The organism is Shewanella basaltis (assembly GCF_023283885.1).
Classification (GTDB): domain Bacteria; phylum Pseudomonadota; class Gammaproteobacteria; order Enterobacterales; family Shewanellaceae; genus Shewanella; species Shewanella basaltis.
Genome location: NZ_JAKILA010000026.1, coordinates 1 through 16804, shown reverse-complemented (window position 1 = coordinate 16804; position 16804 = coordinate 1). Strand labels below are relative to the sequence as shown.

Annotated in this window: 13 protein-coding genes; 7 read left to right on the top strand and 6 right to left on the bottom strand. The window is 39.0% G+C overall.

The window, feature by feature from the left end; genetic code table 11:
• Nucleotides 1–26 precede the first annotated feature (26 nt).
• The 4 genes from L2703_RS16345 to L2703_RS16330 all read left to right on the top strand — a co-directional run bounded on the left by L2703_RS16345 (nucleotide 27) and on the right by L2703_RS16330 (nucleotide 4825).
• Nucleotides 27–368 carry a hypothetical protein gene (locus tag L2703_RS16345; RefSeq protein ID WP_248972137.1) on the top strand — a complete coding sequence of 114 codons (342 nt, stop codon included), beginning with the start codon at nucleotides 27–29 and terminating at the stop codon, nucleotides 366–368.
• 130 nt (nucleotides 369–498) lie between these two features.
• Complete coding sequence (locus L2703_RS16340; RefSeq protein ID WP_248972136.1) at nucleotides 499–1074, top strand: GIY-YIG nuclease family protein; 576 nt, start codon at nucleotides 499–501, stop codon at nucleotides 1072–1074.
• Nucleotides 1075–1083: 9 nt separating this feature from the next.
• A complete protein-coding gene (locus L2703_RS19060) occupies nucleotides 1084–3438 on the top strand; it encodes a sensor histidine kinase (protein WP_248972135.1) in 2355 nt (784 codons plus the stop codon).
• Nucleotides 3425–4825, top strand: a complete 1401-nt coding sequence (locus L2703_RS16330; RefSeq protein WP_248972134.1) for a response regulator — start codon at nucleotides 3425–3427, stop codon at nucleotides 4823–4825. Before L2703_RS19060 ends, L2703_RS16330 begins: the two co-directional genes overlap by 14 nt.
• On the opposite strand, the gene L2703_RS16325 is transcribed toward L2703_RS16330, so the two are convergent.
• The 5 genes from L2703_RS16325 to L2703_RS16305 all read right to left on the bottom strand — a co-directional run bounded on the left by L2703_RS16325 (nucleotide 4807) and on the right by L2703_RS16305 (nucleotide 13751).
• Entirely contained in the window at nucleotides 4807–6360 is a 1554-nt protein-coding gene (locus tag L2703_RS16325; RefSeq protein WP_248972133.1) for a DNA cytosine methyltransferase, read from the bottom strand. The two genes, L2703_RS16330 and L2703_RS16325, sit on opposite strands and share 19 nt — an antisense overlap.
• Nucleotides 6361–6490: 130 nt before the next feature.
• A complete protein-coding gene (locus L2703_RS16320; protein ID WP_248972132.1) occupies nucleotides 6491–8569 on the bottom strand; it encodes an AIPR family protein in 2079 nt (692 codons plus the stop codon).
• 2 nt (nucleotides 8570–8571) lie between these two features.
• Nucleotides 8572–9522: a PD-(D/E)XK motif protein gene (locus L2703_RS16315; RefSeq protein ID WP_248972131.1), complete on the bottom strand. Its 951-nt coding sequence runs from the start codon at nucleotides 9520–9522 to the stop codon at nucleotides 8572–8574.
• Nucleotides 9515–12253, bottom strand: coding sequence for a Z1 domain-containing protein (locus L2703_RS16310; protein ID WP_248972130.1), 2739 nt, complete (start codon nucleotides 12251–12253; stop codon nucleotides 9515–9517). The genes L2703_RS16315 and L2703_RS16310 overlap by 8 nt, the downstream gene beginning before the upstream one ends.
• Nucleotides 12246–13751, bottom strand: coding sequence for an ATP-binding protein (locus L2703_RS16305; protein ID WP_248972129.1), 1506 nt, complete (start codon nucleotides 13749–13751; stop codon nucleotides 12246–12248). Before L2703_RS16305 ends, L2703_RS16310 begins: the two co-directional genes overlap by 8 nt.
• Before the next feature lie 383 nt (nucleotides 13752–14134).
• Here L2703_RS16305 and L2703_RS16300 point away from each other — a divergent pair, with 383 nt between their 5' ends.
• Complete coding sequence (locus L2703_RS16300) at nucleotides 14135–14341, top strand: hypothetical protein (RefSeq protein ID WP_248972128.1); 207 nt, start codon at nucleotides 14135–14137, stop codon at nucleotides 14339–14341.
• On the opposite strand, the gene L2703_RS16295 is transcribed toward L2703_RS16300, so the two are convergent.
• Nucleotides 14338–14580, bottom strand: coding sequence for a helix-turn-helix domain-containing protein (locus L2703_RS16295; RefSeq protein WP_248972127.1), 243 nt, complete (start codon nucleotides 14578–14580; stop codon nucleotides 14338–14340). The two genes, L2703_RS16300 and L2703_RS16295, sit on opposite strands and share 4 nt — an antisense overlap.
• A gap of 382 nt (nucleotides 14581–14962) precedes the next feature.
• Here L2703_RS16295 and L2703_RS16290 point away from each other — a divergent pair, with 382 nt between their 5' ends.
• A complete protein-coding gene (locus L2703_RS16290) occupies nucleotides 14963–15307 on the top strand; it encodes a hypothetical protein (RefSeq protein WP_248972126.1) in 345 nt (114 codons plus the stop codon).
• Nucleotides 15297–16730, top strand: a complete 1434-nt coding sequence (locus L2703_RS16285) for a hypothetical protein (RefSeq protein ID WP_248972125.1) — start codon at nucleotides 15297–15299, stop codon at nucleotides 16728–16730. The genes L2703_RS16290 and L2703_RS16285 overlap by 11 nt, the downstream gene beginning before the upstream one ends.
• The last annotated feature ends 74 nt before the right edge of the window (nucleotides 16731–16804 follow it).

Genomic DNA, 16804 nt, shown 5'->3' with positions numbered 1-16804 from the left:
ATTACGTATAATTAGTGGAGATACAGATGTTATACAAAAATGAATTTGGTGCAGATTTTGACTTAGGATTTAACTTAAGCGATTACCCTTATCTTAAAGATAAAAGTTGGCACAACGATGTAAGCCCAAGCTTTTACTTTAGCATCGGGCAACAGTACTACGTCTTATGGGTTGATCGTGCTGATCCAACTGAACGTGAAGACTCAAACGGCCGTTACTTAATCCAAGAAGCTACAAACGAAGGGGATGAAATTAATCCCGAGGTTTATAGCTCAAGCGGGAACATCATTTTTGAAAGTGATCTAGTAATAAATCTTAACCAATTTTTAGCTAAATTAAACAATTCTCACGGTCATATTGTTAGTTAAAAGTATCTAGATAATTCTTAGCAGGCTGATAGCTAACACCTTTCTCATTAATGTGGCATTATTAAGATATTGCTCCATTAAAAGTCATAATTTCACTTATTTAGAGCATCGATTGAACAAGGACGTCTGGATGACAAAGACTTATTATGTATACTCACTTAAAGATCCACGGAAAAAGCCTGCTAAAGTATTTTACATTGGTAAAGGTACTGGCAGTCGCGAAACCGATCATCTAAAGAAGGTCGACAACACTCGTAAGGGAGTTTACATTCAAGAAATTTTAGACTCGGGAAACACTCCTATAATTTCAAAAGTGGTCGAAGAATTAACCGAAGAGCAAGCATTACAAATCGAATTAGAACTAATTTCCAGTTTCGGGACACTCGAAACTGGAGGGGTGTTATACAACACCGTCATACCGCGCTCGATTAATCGTAAAATCAATAAAAAAGTTACCGTTCCAAATGGTGCTATTGAGAAAGCGCAGTTAGGGCTAAAACTACTTAAAAACTCTATTATCTCGTTGTCAGAAGAGAACCCAGAAGGGATCTATAACTCTGATTGTGCTCATTACTTGGGCTTACAATCAGATCACAACGGAAATCAACAAGACTACCTTACCTATAGCGTTCTAGGGATTCTTCTTAAAGAAGGTGTACTTGAGAGCAAAAGAATTGGTAACCGTAGAAAATATAAAAAACTCTGAGGTTAAACCGTGGCTAAATTAAAACCAAGAGCAAGGCTTATACGCACTATCGGTGACAAGCTTATTAGCGGCCCTGAAGCTGCGATTATTGAGCTCGTCAAAAATTCTTATGATGCCGACTCACCAAACGTAGATGTAAAAATCGTTCCTCCAAAGCATAAAAATGATGATATTGAACTTCAGATTCTGGAACATGGTTACATCGAGATCTCTGATAAAGGTCATGGCATGACTTACGATGAAATTATCGGAGTCTGGTTGGAACCAGCAACAGACATCAAAGCTAAGCAAACAATATCTCGTTCCGGTAATCGTGATGTTTTGGGTGCAAAAGGCGTTGGTCGCTTTGCGTCTGCACGCCTTGGTAAAAAGCTCCAAATCATCTCTATTGCACATAATCAAGGTGCATTAGAAAAGAGCGTTTTGACTTTAGATTGGGAAATTTTCGAGACTGTAAAGTATCTAGAAGACATTGATATTGATATAAGCCGAGAAAGCCTTTCTTTAGAGGAAGCAAGTACTGGAGTATGTATCAAAGTTACAGAACTAAAAGATGTATGGGGTGAGACTAGGATCGAAGAGTTAATTCACGAACTGAGACGCCTTGCAACACCTCAAACTAATGAGAATAACTCGTTTGATATTACGCTAGATCTGTCGGCTTATATTCAATCTGAAAAAAGAACAGATTACTTAGAGGAAGTAAAGAAAGCTAAGAAGCGACAAGATGTGCCATATAAAGCTTTTTCGCCATATGACTTCGATGGAGTTCAATTTCTCAAATTGAACAATCGCACTATCCAGTCGCTAACAGCTGATACTGCAGAACAGTTATCCACTAATAAAGAAGATATCGGTAATAAAATCAGACCGTTTTCGCTTGGAGAGCACTGTGATTATCTTGTAAAAGGCAGCTTTGATGAAGCAGGTGCCTTTTCTGGTACCCTAAAAATTCTGCGTGGAGATAAAGTTCCTGTCCCAATAGAGTTAGAAGCACGTGAACTTAGTCAAAATGAAAAGTCATGTGGTGCCACTCAAGTCGTGCTAAAACTTTATGATTTAGAGTCTGACTCAATCAAGCGTTTGTTCAAAGTAATGGGACTCAATTATGAGGCATTTAGTTTGAAAGATGCCAGAAAATTTATCGCTGATAATACAGGTATTGGAATTTATCGAAACTCTTTCCGTGTTAGGCCTTATGGCCACCATGATCATGATTGGCTAAACTTAGAAAAACGAAGAGTTCAAAACCCATCTCACAGAATTGGTCATGCCCAAATTGGTGGTTCAATTACTATCTCTGATGAAGTTACATCAGGCTTAATTGAGAAAAGTAGTCGAGAAGGGCTAGAGCAAAATGGATCATTTACACGGTTAAAGTCGTTAATCACCAACTTACTACTGCATGTGGAAGCAGCTCGTTTTGGTTACAGAGAAAAAGCCGAGATCAGCAGAGCGCCTAAAAAAGACTTCAAATCGGCATTTGAGATCGCATCACTGGACAACATTTCAGATGCTATAAAATCTAGTCAGGCTTTAAACTCTAGCGAAAAGCAAGCTATTCAGGCTATTGTCAACAAGACGTCCAGTGATATGGACAAAGTGCTTAAAGGAATGGATAAGTATCTGAAATTATTAGAGTCACGAGTGTCACTAGGTAATGTGGTTGCGCAAGTACTCCATGAGGGCCGTACATATATTTCACCCGTTCGAGAAGCTAATAAGTTCTTTGAACGATTTGCAGAAAATTTAACTTCTACTGATAAGTATGGTGATTATGCACGTCAACGGTTACCAAATACTTTAGAGGGGATGAGGTTGGGAGCTGAAGGCATTCATAAGTTATTTGATGATATAGACCCTATTTCAGGAAGAAAAAGACTTAAACCTCAAGAGTTTAATCTTTTAGAGGTTATTCAGAAAGTCGAGCGACTGACTCAAACTAATCAATCTAGCGCGGAGGTGTTTGTCGATCACCAAGTTTCTCCAACTCTCAATTGTTTTGGGTTTATGGGTGATTTACAAGCCGCTTTACTGAATTTATTTACCAATGCTATCCATTGGCTAGATACTGAAGAGTCAGAATATAAGAAAATTTCAATTACTACAGAAGAGCATGAAGATACGGTACGTATTTTAGTGTCGAATAATGGACCTAAAATTCCGCCGATTCATCATGAACGCTTATTTAATGCAGGCTTTACTCTAAAGACTGCCGGACATGGACTAGGCTTGGTAATCGCAAGAGAAGCCATGAGAAGCAGTAACGGTGACCTAGAATTTGATCCTAGCAGTAACAGCACAACATTTATTCTTACCATCCCAACCAAGGCTAAAGAAGCAGGTAACGATGAAACGTATTAACATTTTAATTGTAGAAGATCAGCAAAGCCATATCGACCAATGGAAAAATGCAATTATTGAGTTCAACCTTTTAGCTGACAGAGACGATAAAAAAATAGAGTTTTCTTGTGAGTTTGCTGAGAGCTATGGCAAAGCTAAAAAACTTTTAAAAACATTTAACTTTTCCGCTGCAATTATTGATATTCGATTAGCGGAAGACGACGGTAAGCCAAATGAAAATAATACCAAAGGCAATGACGTTCTTTTAGATATTGTTAAGTCTACGATGTGCCTAGCTTGGGTGTATACAGGGCAACGAACAGATGCGGATATTCCGGCATATCTAGAGGAGTATATTGAGCTGATAGACCGTGCAGCGCAGTCCAAGTCAGAGTTGCTCGAAACATTAGAATCAAAGCGAGACATAATAGATTCAATTATTGAGATCAAACATCAGTTTAGTCAGTCTAAAGCGGAGCATTTCTATTCAGCGATTTGGCCTCGCTGGAGCCTATGGGGAAAAGATGGTTCAGGATATGCTGACAAAGCCATTATTCGCCATATGGCAACTCATCTTCATGCTTCCTTTCTTAATGAGGCGGAAAAGGTTCACCCTGAAGAGTACTACTTCACGGGGCCAATGATTAAAGGCAATTTAGATACAGGTGATATAACACAGGTAGATGGTACACATTATATTCTAGTCACTCCAAGATGTGAGATAGCTCAGAAAAAGAACAGTTATTATCAGTTTGTTAAATTGGAAGATAAATATGAAGAGTTGCAGCAAGAAAAAACTAAACTAGGTGCTTTAGAAGATTTAGCTGAGCAGAAAAAAACATCAGAAACTGATTGCAACGATGTAGTACAGCAGCTTTCTAATACTTATGAAGAAACGGTTGGACAGACTGTCACACAAAGAAGGCTGGTAAAGCAAGCTCTAAGAAAAAAGGCTAGTGCGGAAGATGAAGAGCTAGCGGAGATAAATGCAACAGTTATTTCTGAGCTCGAAAAGCTTTTTGAGTTGGAGGAAGCTGAAAAGAAAGCTGAAACGGCTCTAAAAGAAGCTCAACGTAAATTAGAATTTGCGAGAGAATCGGTTACGAAAGCTGACAAAAATATACAAAAACAGCAGAGTAAAGTAAGTAAATTACTCCCAAATAATGGGGTTAAAATTTCCCTTCATATCTTGCCTGAAATAAAGAGGCTTAGTGGTGAAAGTTATGGCCCTTTACACGCACAGTTTGAACAACTAACTTATGTAAATAAAACCGACACAGAAATGGTTGAACGATATATTAGTGGCAAATATGCGAGGCTATCAAATGAGTTCGTACCTTCATTTGTCGAACGATTAGGCTCACATTTCAGCCGTATAGGAACTCCAGATTACTCACATCCAGAGTAAACTAAATTTAACAATTCCAAAACTACCTTACCAATCTGCTGTGCCAAATACGGTGGCACAGCATTTCCAACCTGAACATATTGCTGTGTCCTATTCCCTTCAAATAAATAGTTATCAGGAAATGTCTGTAATCTCGCCGCTTCTCGCACAGTTAGGCTCCTACACTGTTGTGGGTCGTAGTGTATAAAGTAATGACCATCCTTAGAGATGTGGCTAGTCACAGTCGTAGCACACTTGTTTGCCGCTTGAGTTCGGAAACGATCTGCATGCGCTCCCGAATCCCAGTTTTCATGATCAGGAGCTAACTCTAATGGGTAATCTCTTGCTTTAGGTGATGTGCCACCACTTAACTTAGTAAACGCAGCACTAAAAGAATAGCGAAGTAAATCAGAGGTCATATGTCCGCGAGTCGCATGATTTAACACACAACCAGGATGGCCATCCAAATACCAGTCTTCAAGATGCACAGGTATAATTCGCTCAAGTTCTGACAATAGAGAACTTTGACGATCTAACCCTAGTATCGGTTCAAGATTTAATTTATCAACAGCACCACTCTCGAATCGCATTTTCAAAATACGTTTTAACTTCTTAGCATTTATTTGTACTTGGTTTTCCCAATCTTTTTGAATATCTTTCTTCTTAGACAAGCCACTTCTTAATGGAGGTAAATCAGACAGCACTTGTTCAACAGTTACAACTTGCTCCATCGGATGAATGGTACTAGGTATATGGGCTATATCTTGTCGTACTCCCAACAAAATTACACGATGCCGTGCTTGAGGGACGCCATAATTTTCAGAACGAATAAGAAAGTCTGAGGAGTCTAGGTATTGAGGATCGTTTGGATCGCTTGCCTCTACAACAAGTGAAAAAACTCTATATTTAGCAACACCACTAACTCCAGTTACCAGGCCCGGGTCTCTCAAGTCTTCCAATATTTGGGGAAACATAACGTTGCCATCGATTTTGGCAGATAGAATGCCTCGTACATTTTCCATAACAAATACATCAGGTTGCGCTATAGATAATACTTTAAGGTATTCCTTGTATAAGAAGTTTCTATGGTCATATTCGGCCTTATAGTCTTTGATTCCCGCATTGCGAGAACGTCCAGCTAAGGAGTATGCTTGGCAGGGCGGCCCGCCAATGACTATTTTTGGGCCTTTATGAGCTGCAACTAGTTCACGAATGCGAGTATGAATTAGCTCGTTATCTTCACCAAGAGCCCTTGGTTCTTCTAACGTTTCGTACATTGCCTCTTGAGCTTGTTGAGGGTATAACTCGAAAATTTCATTCTGAGTTAACTTCCCACGAACATAATTGAAGTAGTCTTCTAATCCGCCATCTAATTCTTTAATTTTTCTGTAGAAGGCTCGCGTTGTTAATGTTTTATGTGCCGAAGGCTCTTTCTCGACTGATACACCAATCTGGAACGGTTTGTTACCATTGCCATCAACTACAGAAGAGACCCCCTCTCCAAGCCCGCCAGGCCCAGCAAAAAGATCGATTACAAGAACGTCACCAGTTTTCATTTAACTACTACTATCAATAAAATTTCCAGGCAATCATACCAGGCTGAAACTATCGAGCAATGGATTAATTTAATTCGATAGAAATATTTTCTGTCAAACAGGTCTGTTATCTGCAATTGATTAATTACAATTATTTCTTTTGCGATGACGAAAACCCTTCAGCCTCCAACTTCTTGAGCGCCTCAATCGCAGCTCCACATTGCTTAGGAGACGGTATTTTTAAAGGAATTGATGCACAAATTTCAATAATACTATTCTCCCTGGGTGTGAGCATTCCTCGTTCTTTTGCCCAGTTTTTAGCATCACTCCAAAACTCTTTACCTAGATTAAAAACTTCAAGTTCTACATTTATACTGTCATCTAATGCCTTTTCAGCTTTTACTTCTCTAACTTTTTCATCGGCTAGCTCTGAAGGAATGATTACACTTCTAAAGGTGTCGTTAAGAAGAGATTCACTCTCCGTTAATCTTTGCCAGCAAAGTGGTTTCTTTGCCCATTCACTGAAGTTCCTAATTCCTTCTGGAGGGGTAGTGATAATATTTTGAGCCAACTTTCCAGCTATTAACAATGAGGTTTTTAATGCATCTGGAATTTGTTGCATTTTCCAGATAAGGTCAAGATCTATAACCATAGTTACGCTTTTAGCATCATGTACAAGCTTTGAAATTGCATATGTTACAATATTGGCCCGATAACCACCTTCGTACCATTCCGCTGAAGAAACAAGCTTTTCAGTTTCCCTGAACATGATAGTTTTAGCAATCAACCTCTTAAACCAAACCTCATTAAAAGCAGAACCCTCTTTCCCCCAATTCTTACCTATTTTTTTAGCAAACTCTGAGAAGTTTTTTTGTGCACCAAGGCTTACAATATGGGGACAACACAACCAAGTATTTTCATATTTTGCCAGATCAGTTTTAGTAAAAAACTGTTTCCTTGGGTATTCTTTATCAAATTTTGTACGTTCAGTTTGCGTTCTTCTACTTCTTTCATCTGCAAATTGGCCTCTAGCTCGCTCATAAAACCATTTTGTTTCTCGATAACTGTCTGAACCTGCAGGGGATAAAATACGTCGAGATAATTCCTCGATACGTATATGAAATGGGTGATTAGCAAAAAAATCAGCTGCATTCACTTTATTCTGACTGTTTGCATATTCAGATATTCTTGGAACAACTTCTTCAGAGCACTCTTTAGGAGTTAGAGTTAACTTCATTTGAACGAATACTTGTTGAATTTGTTCTTTGAGAGTTTTACTCGCTGTATATAAAGACGCGGTAGTCTGGCCACCATTAACTATTTGAAGATTATTAACACTAGCTAATTGATAGCCAGTCTCTGTTTTTTCTATCTCAACACTATCAGCCGTTGCACTTAACCCATTGTTATAAGAGAAAAACATATGTGGTTCATCGCGAATGGTATCCCGTATTCCTTTATTCACTTTTCCCCTAACTTGAAGGAAACTCCTAACATTAGCTTCGAGCAGCCTAGGCCCCCATTTATCATAAATTTCAGCAAGCTGTTTTCCTGGAATTACTGCAAGGTAACTCTCAAGTGCATCGTTACCGCCAGATGCTTTGAGTAAAGGTATACCGCCGCCAAAATCTTCTTTAAAATTAATGACTGTGTCAGCTCTAACTTGCCCTTGCTCCATAAAACGCTTGAGACGCTTAATATCCCAAATGCTTAATGTTATTGGCTTTCCGTCGATAACTTCAAAGCTATCTGCATCTGTTCTTGCTCTATAGTCACCGTTAGAAACGATAATAAATTTAACTTTTTCTACGCTAAACCATGTTGCTTTAATTAAATCAGCAAGGCCGAAGCCGGGACTAGTTTCCTCAAGCTTATCTCTAAATTGGTCATCTAAACTCGCGTTTAAAAACCTAAAAAGCTTTTGAGATAATTTTTGTGCATGCTCTTTATATAAGGGACGTATTTCTCTATCTAAAGTGAAATCACACAAAATTAAACTAAGGATCCCATCACTTTCTCTAGGGTCTCCCCCATAACCATCAATCTGCGCAATACCACGTGAATATGAACTTTCATGAAAAGCTCTGTTTGCGTTTTCGATTTCCCCCGCTTCACTCAGTAGATCACCTACTTTTTCAAAGAATGCTTCTACTGTTACTAGGCCCAATGCATCAGCATCGCCTTGCACATCAGCTATAAACTGGAGATTGAATTCTGCTAATTCTGTCATTTCTAAAAGCACTCTCGGATAGATTCAAAAATATTGTTACTCAATTGAAAAGGGGTGCAGGCATCTAGAGATATTGAGTATCTTGCATTTTGCACTCCCAGTGGTAATGGGCAGGGTATCCTTGGAAAACCATCTATAACCTCAAAGTAAGAAGTAGATCGTATCAGCCAACGACGGTCATCGTATTTATTTTGAGGATCATAACCAGTTGAATAAATTACATCTTCCCATTTAGTATAAATATGGTGTTCTTCTTGAAATAAAGAGTCAGTCAAATTTACATAGTCATGAAGTGTCATACCTTCAGGCACAATGGCAGACTCTACATTTGTCACATTTAGAAAAAGACGCCCACCATCAAAATCTGCTAACTGATCTGCTGATGAAATAGAAACTGAAGGAACTGCAGCACTTCTTCTAGTTTTTACTTCAACACAGCATCCAATAAATTCAAAATCTTTTGGAGCTCCCGAAGGCCCCTTCCAAGCCTCAATCGCCGTATTAGCTCCAAAAGTAACGGCTAAATCTCGCAGAAAAGCTAACTCACCAATAAGGCCTCGTTGTTCTTCAACAGAAAGGCCGTCCGAATGTCCAGCTCGCAGAAGGTGGTGCCACCTTTTCGTGCGATGGATGGCTCTAGATAATGCTTCATCAAGATTTGTAGCTTCCTCACCTGATTTAACGACATCCCTGCAAAGAGTTTCAAAAAGCTCTGCTTGACTGCTTTCTTTGAGTGCTATTACAAATGCCCATCGTCCTGATATTATTCTGAAATGAGCTATAAGACTTTTAAGTTCCGGAAGTTTGTTCTTACTATCTGGCTCATTTGGAAGCCTAAGCATAAGTCCCGGCATTCCCTGCTCAACTAGCACCCAGAAAAAATCAAATTGACCTTTATCATTTACCCTTCTAGCTGTACTAGGTTCTAAGCCTTTCCAAGGAGAGTTATCCATTTAACTCATCCTCATACTCTTCATCAATATCAGCCTCGCCATAAAGCTCTTTGTATCGCCGAGTATTAACTACATATTCAACCCCAACTTCCTTTGAGGTTGGAAGACTAATGCCCCAAGCAACAACTGGATAATTTGGGATCGATGCAACGGCTATATGCCCTTCTTCACCACGAGGAGCTTTCGGCTTCACAAAATGGAGTACGAAAAGAGCCTTAATTCTAGCCATTCTGTAAATAGAGTCGGAGTAGTTCGTATTATTTTTGTCATCTATATGCTTTTTTTCAGCTGCCAGAGCTAATTCAAATGGCACACCAGCTTTTTCGATGCCTCGAGATGCGACTCTCATCTTTTTGCCACTAAATGATAAGTGCCCCTTTTGTAAATCTTCAAGACTCACAGCACGATTAGTTGGTATTACATTTAAACCAAGTGTTGATTCCCCTTCTCCTTTTTTTAGACTTGGAATCAATAAATCCCAATGTGATAATTCACCATTTTTCAAAGCGTCGATGTAATGCCTTACAGGGCGCGTATCAGTTAACACACTCGCAGGAGAATTTTTCCAAGCCGCTAAAAATTCATCAATATAATTAACGGAAACATTATAAAAAAGATAACCCCAATCAGTTAACTCATAAGCGTAACCTTCATTTTTAAGGTTGGATACAAGCTTCTTACCTGCGTTTAAATTAGAGTCAAGATCAATTGGACTAAGACTTACCTTAGATGTTTCAATAAATCTATTTGAAAGACCTACACGAATTATAACTTTCTTACCATCTCCCATCTTGTTTTTTGCCGTAACCAATAATGATGCGGGATGACTGCGCACAGCAAGACCAAAATCCTCAGGAGTAGCTTTAGCCTGATCCATACTTTTTAATTCATCGTGAAGCTCTTCTGCCGCGTTAGCTATAAATGCATACCACTCGATTGCTTCTTTAGGCATCCAAACACGACACAGGTCTTCATAACCATTTCGATAGCCAAACCATCTCCCCATCTGCATTAACGTGTCGTACATCATTGTATTACGTAAGAACCATGTAACAGTCAGCCCCTCAAGTGTCAGCCCTCGAGATAGTGAGAACCCACCAACAGAAATAACGGTTTGACCTCTGTCACCCACATTTGAGTAATCCAAACCGTTTGCTTTGCTGTTTACTTCAACAACTTTAGCTGACGCTATTGAGTCAAAAATTGAATGTTGAATGTCTTCCCACTTGAATTTGGTATCGGCACCCTCTATTTTTCCTACGTCAGCATACTCTCTCTTCCATACCTCAAATAGGGCATTTATTTCAGGATCCATCAACGCTTTCGCTGAAGAGGAGTTTATTCGCAAAGAATTTTGAATACGTTCTAATGCTTCATGTAGACGATTTCTGAGCTTGCTCTGTACAGCGGTGAAACGACTTGCATTGACCAACATAGAACAGTGGGAAGTCGATTGGCCTCTTAAGTTTCTAATTGCTCGAGATAAAAGAAAAGCTCGTAATGCGAATAATAGTGAATCGGGCAATTGATATAGGTCATGGTCTATTTTGTGTTTTATTGGGAGAATATCTTCGTTATCCTTGATATTACGCAACCATGTCGGCTCACCCTCACCCTCATCAGGTAATCCATCGATAAAGATTTTCTTTGGACCAAAATAATTGGTCGGCGCATCTAAACCAATAATGAAATCTTTAGGAAACAAATCTTCCTCATGTACATCATGAGTTTCGTCAGGATCTATAAAGATATTTGCGAATGGAGTAGCCGTGTAACCGACGTAGCAACTACGATGAAACATCTTCAACAGGTCGCGTATTTGCCCATTAATTTTTGTTACTAGCTGGGCACTATATTTAGTGTTAATTGATGCATTATCAGCCTCGTCATCAATTAACAACATTGGTTGATCGATCATTTCTCTGTCACCGCGAGCACTATTGTCTTTAAGCCATTCAAGTAAATTTTTAAGTGTACTGTGATTTTTCTTAATGATAAGAACAACAGGTACTCTATACGAGTCTATTTCACTGGTATTAGTTGATGCTGTGGGTTTATTAAAATCCCGAGAGGTATTTGTGAGACTCACAGGAGTTCTATTTGGATCAAAATGTCCTACACCGATAACATGTTTTGCATTGCCGCTTTTCTTGTCCGACGCTTTACCTGTATCGCGGCCGATAAATCCTTCATCAATTCGAGCTTGGGTTTGATTGCGAAGATTATTATGTATCCCTGCAATAACAATAATAAGTCGATAACCAGCGTCTGCTGCTTTACAAATTAAACCCGTGTAGTTCGCCGTTTTGCCACTTTGAACATGACCAACGACCATTCCTCTTCGATCCCAAGATGAATACTCCTTGGGGTTTCCCAAACGACCAAGTAGCTTATCTGTTACTATGTCAGTGCCCGTAACAACATCTCTTGGTAATCCATTTTGTAACAACAGCTTCTCATATCTCTTCCAGTAAAAAGGTTCTATAAGTGGCTTGGCATCATCTAACCATGGTTTAAACTTTTTACTATCGACAACCGAACCTAGGCCAACCTTAATACCTTGCTTTGACTCTATTTCTCTCGCAACTGATTCAATATCTTCTTCACTAAGACTAGAATCAATAACCCCGGCGATTCCTTTCACTAACTGTCTCAATTCCTTTTCCGGTTTAGGACTTTGACCAAAAAGACCTGATTCAACCATGCTTAATACTTGTTGTCTGCTACTCATAAACCTTTTCCTTAAGGTAATTTGTGACTAATCGCTCTGCTACTTCCCAATTCGATTGCAACAAAGGGTAATTTTGAAGTGTGTCTTTAACTCGCTCCCGAGTGATACCGTTAGCCAACAAGACTTCCGTGAGATCAATTACGACCTGATTTAAATCTGATTCAGCTGTCTGCAAAGCAACTATTGATTCCGCATTCCCCACCAGCTCGGCATGTAGTGCATCGATAGGTAAGCCTGCTGCGATTAACCGAATACAGCGCTCAAACCCTTCTTTAAACTCAATCGGTAGACATTTTGAATAAGCTTGAAATACCGGGTGGTCTATATTCGGTTTAAAGTGTATTTTCCCTTCTACTTGGACTCTATTCCAAATGGGGTGCATAGTGCTTTCAACCAGCCTTTGACCTCTACTTCGATAGGTCCTTTTCGACGTTCCAACAAAGCGCTCAACCACTCGCATAAGTCGCTCCCTAACTAAAGGGGGCAACTGTGCCGATGATTTCTTCACGTCAATTTTCCATTGAGAATCCATAGTGTTAGGAATATCGATAGCAATGCGGCTTAATTTCGTTAATTCTGTCTGCTTCGCAAGCCCAAGCCAGCTACCTGCTATTATTAGCCTATTTTCTCGATAGATATATAATCCTTGAGATTTTAGGTGCCCTTCAGGCCCGCCAAGCTCATCCCAATCTGTTTGTGACATTTTTTTGTAATGTGGAATAGTGTAACTACGAATACGTACATCACCGTTAGATAAATGAATTGTATCTTCTGGATCTTTCTGAGTTGCTGGATGAGATGAGGCCGTGGGATCTAAGGGAGTAAGCTGACGAGCATTAAGGCTCAATTGAATTTGCGGTTTATTGCTTTCAAGAAATCGATGAAAAGTAAGTCTTAAGTGACGTTCAGCAAGAGAAAATTCTGCATTCATATTCTCTATGACCTTAGCGGATGTACCGGCCTCACCCACTAGACGATCTAATTTTTCCCAGACTACGACAGTCCCTTTATCTTCAAGTAAAGAATAGCCTAACTGATCCTCAAAATTATCGAATACTTCTAAGGTCCATGCATTTGTTTCTGAGACTAAATCCAAATCCCAACGAGCACATGAAGTAATTCCGTTACGCCTCGTTATAACTGTAAGGGAGCGGCATTGAGAAAAGCTGGCACTTTTTAAACCAAGACCAAATCGTCCAAGTTCAAAAGGTTTCCTCTCAATAGTAGGGCTTTTAGAACCTAATCTCATAGCTTCTAACAACTCTCCTTCAGTCATTCCATGCCCGTTATCCGCAATAATAACCGATGGATTATTAGAAACTGAATCGACAACAAGACGGATACAATTAGCATCAGCAGAAATGGAGTTATCTATTATATCAGCCAAAGCAGTTTTAAGGCTGTAGCCAAAGTCTCTATGCCCTTCAATCAGTGATGAAGCATAAGGTGTTGCATCTACGTGGCGAACAGAGTCATATTTGTTTGAGGTCATATCCATTGATTCACAACTTTATTTGCCAGTGTATCTTATGTTTTGTAGCCTATCACCATTGCCTATTATGGCCAACAATTCTTCGTGAGAAATGTAAGCGAACCTATGATTTACAATACTTTTTACCTCTATTCACAAGAGGAAATCTATAATATATATTCGTACTAATATTTACTTGTTTAATTCAATCTAAAGTCGACGTAAAAATAACTAAGAAATTACCAAGTTAACAATACAAATCCTGCTCTTCTATCCTTGCCAAAATCCAATCTAGCACTTCACTTTCTACCCAAACTTCGTTATTAAGTAAAAAATTGTGACGTATAGTCCGTAGACCTTTGAAGTAACACGTATGATAATCAAGTCAAACAGCATCATAGGAAGTACAAATGAATAATACAGTAATGGTAAATCTTCCATATGAAGAAACTTATCTTGGTTTTGATATTTACATTGAGACAAACCCAGATCAGTACCGCGAAGGTTTTTGTTGGTCAATAAGCCAAAATGACGAAGAACATGATTACGGGTTAGATTTTGAAGTTCAGCAGGCTCTTGAAGCCGCTTATAAGGCTATCGAAAAGTTAACCAGCTAATCGACAGCTTTAACCATTTTTAGGTGGTTATGGAGTGTTTCAACAAATTCTGATTGACTGACACCCAAAGCCAAAACGATCGTCTCTAATGAGTCCAAAGTAATATTTCGAACACCACGTTCTACTCCAGAGATATAAGTTCTATCTATCCCTGACTTCCTTGCCAATTGCTCTTGGCTCAAACCAGCTTCAAGACGTAAGCTTTTCAATGTTGATGCTGTGACCTGTCTTAAAATCATTCTCGTTCCATATCTGTGTCCCATTATTCCTAGAATCAACTTATCAAACTAAAAACTCAACAGACTATGAGTCACATAACTCAAATACTACTTACCATAGTAGTATTTGTGATCTTTCGTCTTTCACGATATTTCTGACGGCTTTCATCGACAACATCAAAAAAACCAACTAATTGTTTTTAAATAACAATTAACAAATCCTGTAAAATAAAATATTTTCCAGCCTATCACCTAGCAGATCATAATTCAGTAATTTTATAAAGTGCCCCTACCCAATGTCGGGTAACTAATAGCAAGGAAATTATGATGATTAAATCTAACTTAACTTCAACTCACACTTTTACTAACTCAAGCATTAACTGCACTTCAATGAGTAAAGACAATGGCGGTAATTGGCCGAGTAAAACGGGTGGAAAGTCTGGTGGTGGTCGCGGGAATGGGCCAAAGTAACTCTGCTTTATTAGACAGCCAAGCCTATTATTTAGGCTTGGTAATAGGCGACACCATGAAGAAATTCAGTAACAATAAAGATATTAATAACCTTGTTAAATGCCTTATCAAAAATGGCTGGCTGGTTCTTAATAGAAAAAAGCATGCGATATTAGTAGCGCCATCGGGGAGAAAAATGCCAATACCATCAACTCCCAGCGATTATCGATCTTGGTATAATTTCAGTCGAGATATAAAACACATCAACACCAAACAGGGACTGTTTAATGGACAATAAATATGATTTTCCTTATCCCACACCATTTGAAGCTATCAGAGTAATCACCAACGCCTTAGATCTTAAACACTCGAATAAGTACCTAGATGAACGTGCTTTTACTCGAGTATATGATCCAAGGGAGCTTAAAGAAGCACTAACTAACTGCATCTTCCGTCCTATTGAAAGGTATGTTGGTTTAAAATCCGATAATCCTTTTTTTGAGTCGATTGAAAGAACTTTTAACGACTACATGCAAATGATTGGGACCGTATCCGCCGAGGGACTATTAAGAACTGACATGATGCCCATATTGCTGAATGGGTTTATAAAATATCATTTGGAAGATTTAGTGCTATCGATGTTCCAACATTTTGAAGGGCCACACCCATCAACGTTATTTAGTCGTGATACTTCCGCAGTAACGACCTCCCTAAACTGGATATCAAATAATGAGAATGGCTGGAGTAGTTATTTATCAAGTCTAAATAAAGAGCAAAAAGATCGTATTTCATCATGGATAAGAAGCACAGATTTACCGTCTTCCCAGTCAATTCAACTCTTACAAAAAAACTATAATGGGCCTAGACCTGAACAGATTGATTGGCAACGAGTACGTATTTTATTGTTTAGCGCCAGAGCAATTGATTGGCTTAAAAAAGAGGATAGTTTTGGTTTAGTCATTGATGAAATACGACTATCGCTTTGGGGCGGGAAAAGCAACTTTGATATGGTGAAGAAAATAGCAACGCTTCAATCTGCAGCTAGAGATTCCCTTAGTCCATTAATGCATAACTTATCAATACTACAGCAAGGCCTAAGAAGAACAGTTTCCAAAGATGCGCCGCAAAAATATATGGCTATATTGGAGTCCACTAGGTCCCAACTGTTAAGCACGCCCCAATATGGACCCAATAAGTATTGGCTAGATTGGCACGAAGCACGTTGGTGTGTTTTTTCTGGCGATCTTCGTCAAGCAAACATACTGTACAAAATGGCTTTCGAGGATGCTCTCTTTCGCTCGGGAAAAGCTCAAAAAGCTATCATTGAAGAAGCATTGGTTGTGGCAGCAAGTCTTGATACTCCAGACAGAGTATTTCTTAAACATTTAAAATGGTCGTTAATCCAATTCGGATATGACATAGCTTCTGTGAATACGGAACAATCTTCCAACCAGTTTTCAGACACAATTGAAGATTGGGAAATTAACTTATGGAAAGCTGGATTAAAGAATAAATTCCCTGATATAGGATTGTTTCCAGATGTCCAGCTCAATACCGAAACAATAAAAATGGGACCGTTACTCTTCACTGACCTATCGAAAGTTAAACCTGACTTCCGTAATCCCAACAGACAAATAAAGATCGGTGAAACCTGGAAAAAAGTAACTCCGCAGCTAGTGTGGTTCGGCGTTTTTCAAGGTAGTTGTCGCCTAAGCTGTTAAGCTGCTTCTTTTTTGTTCTCTGGATTTAACTCCACTTCACCGATTTCATCCCAGTTTCTGATCCCCTTTGACCA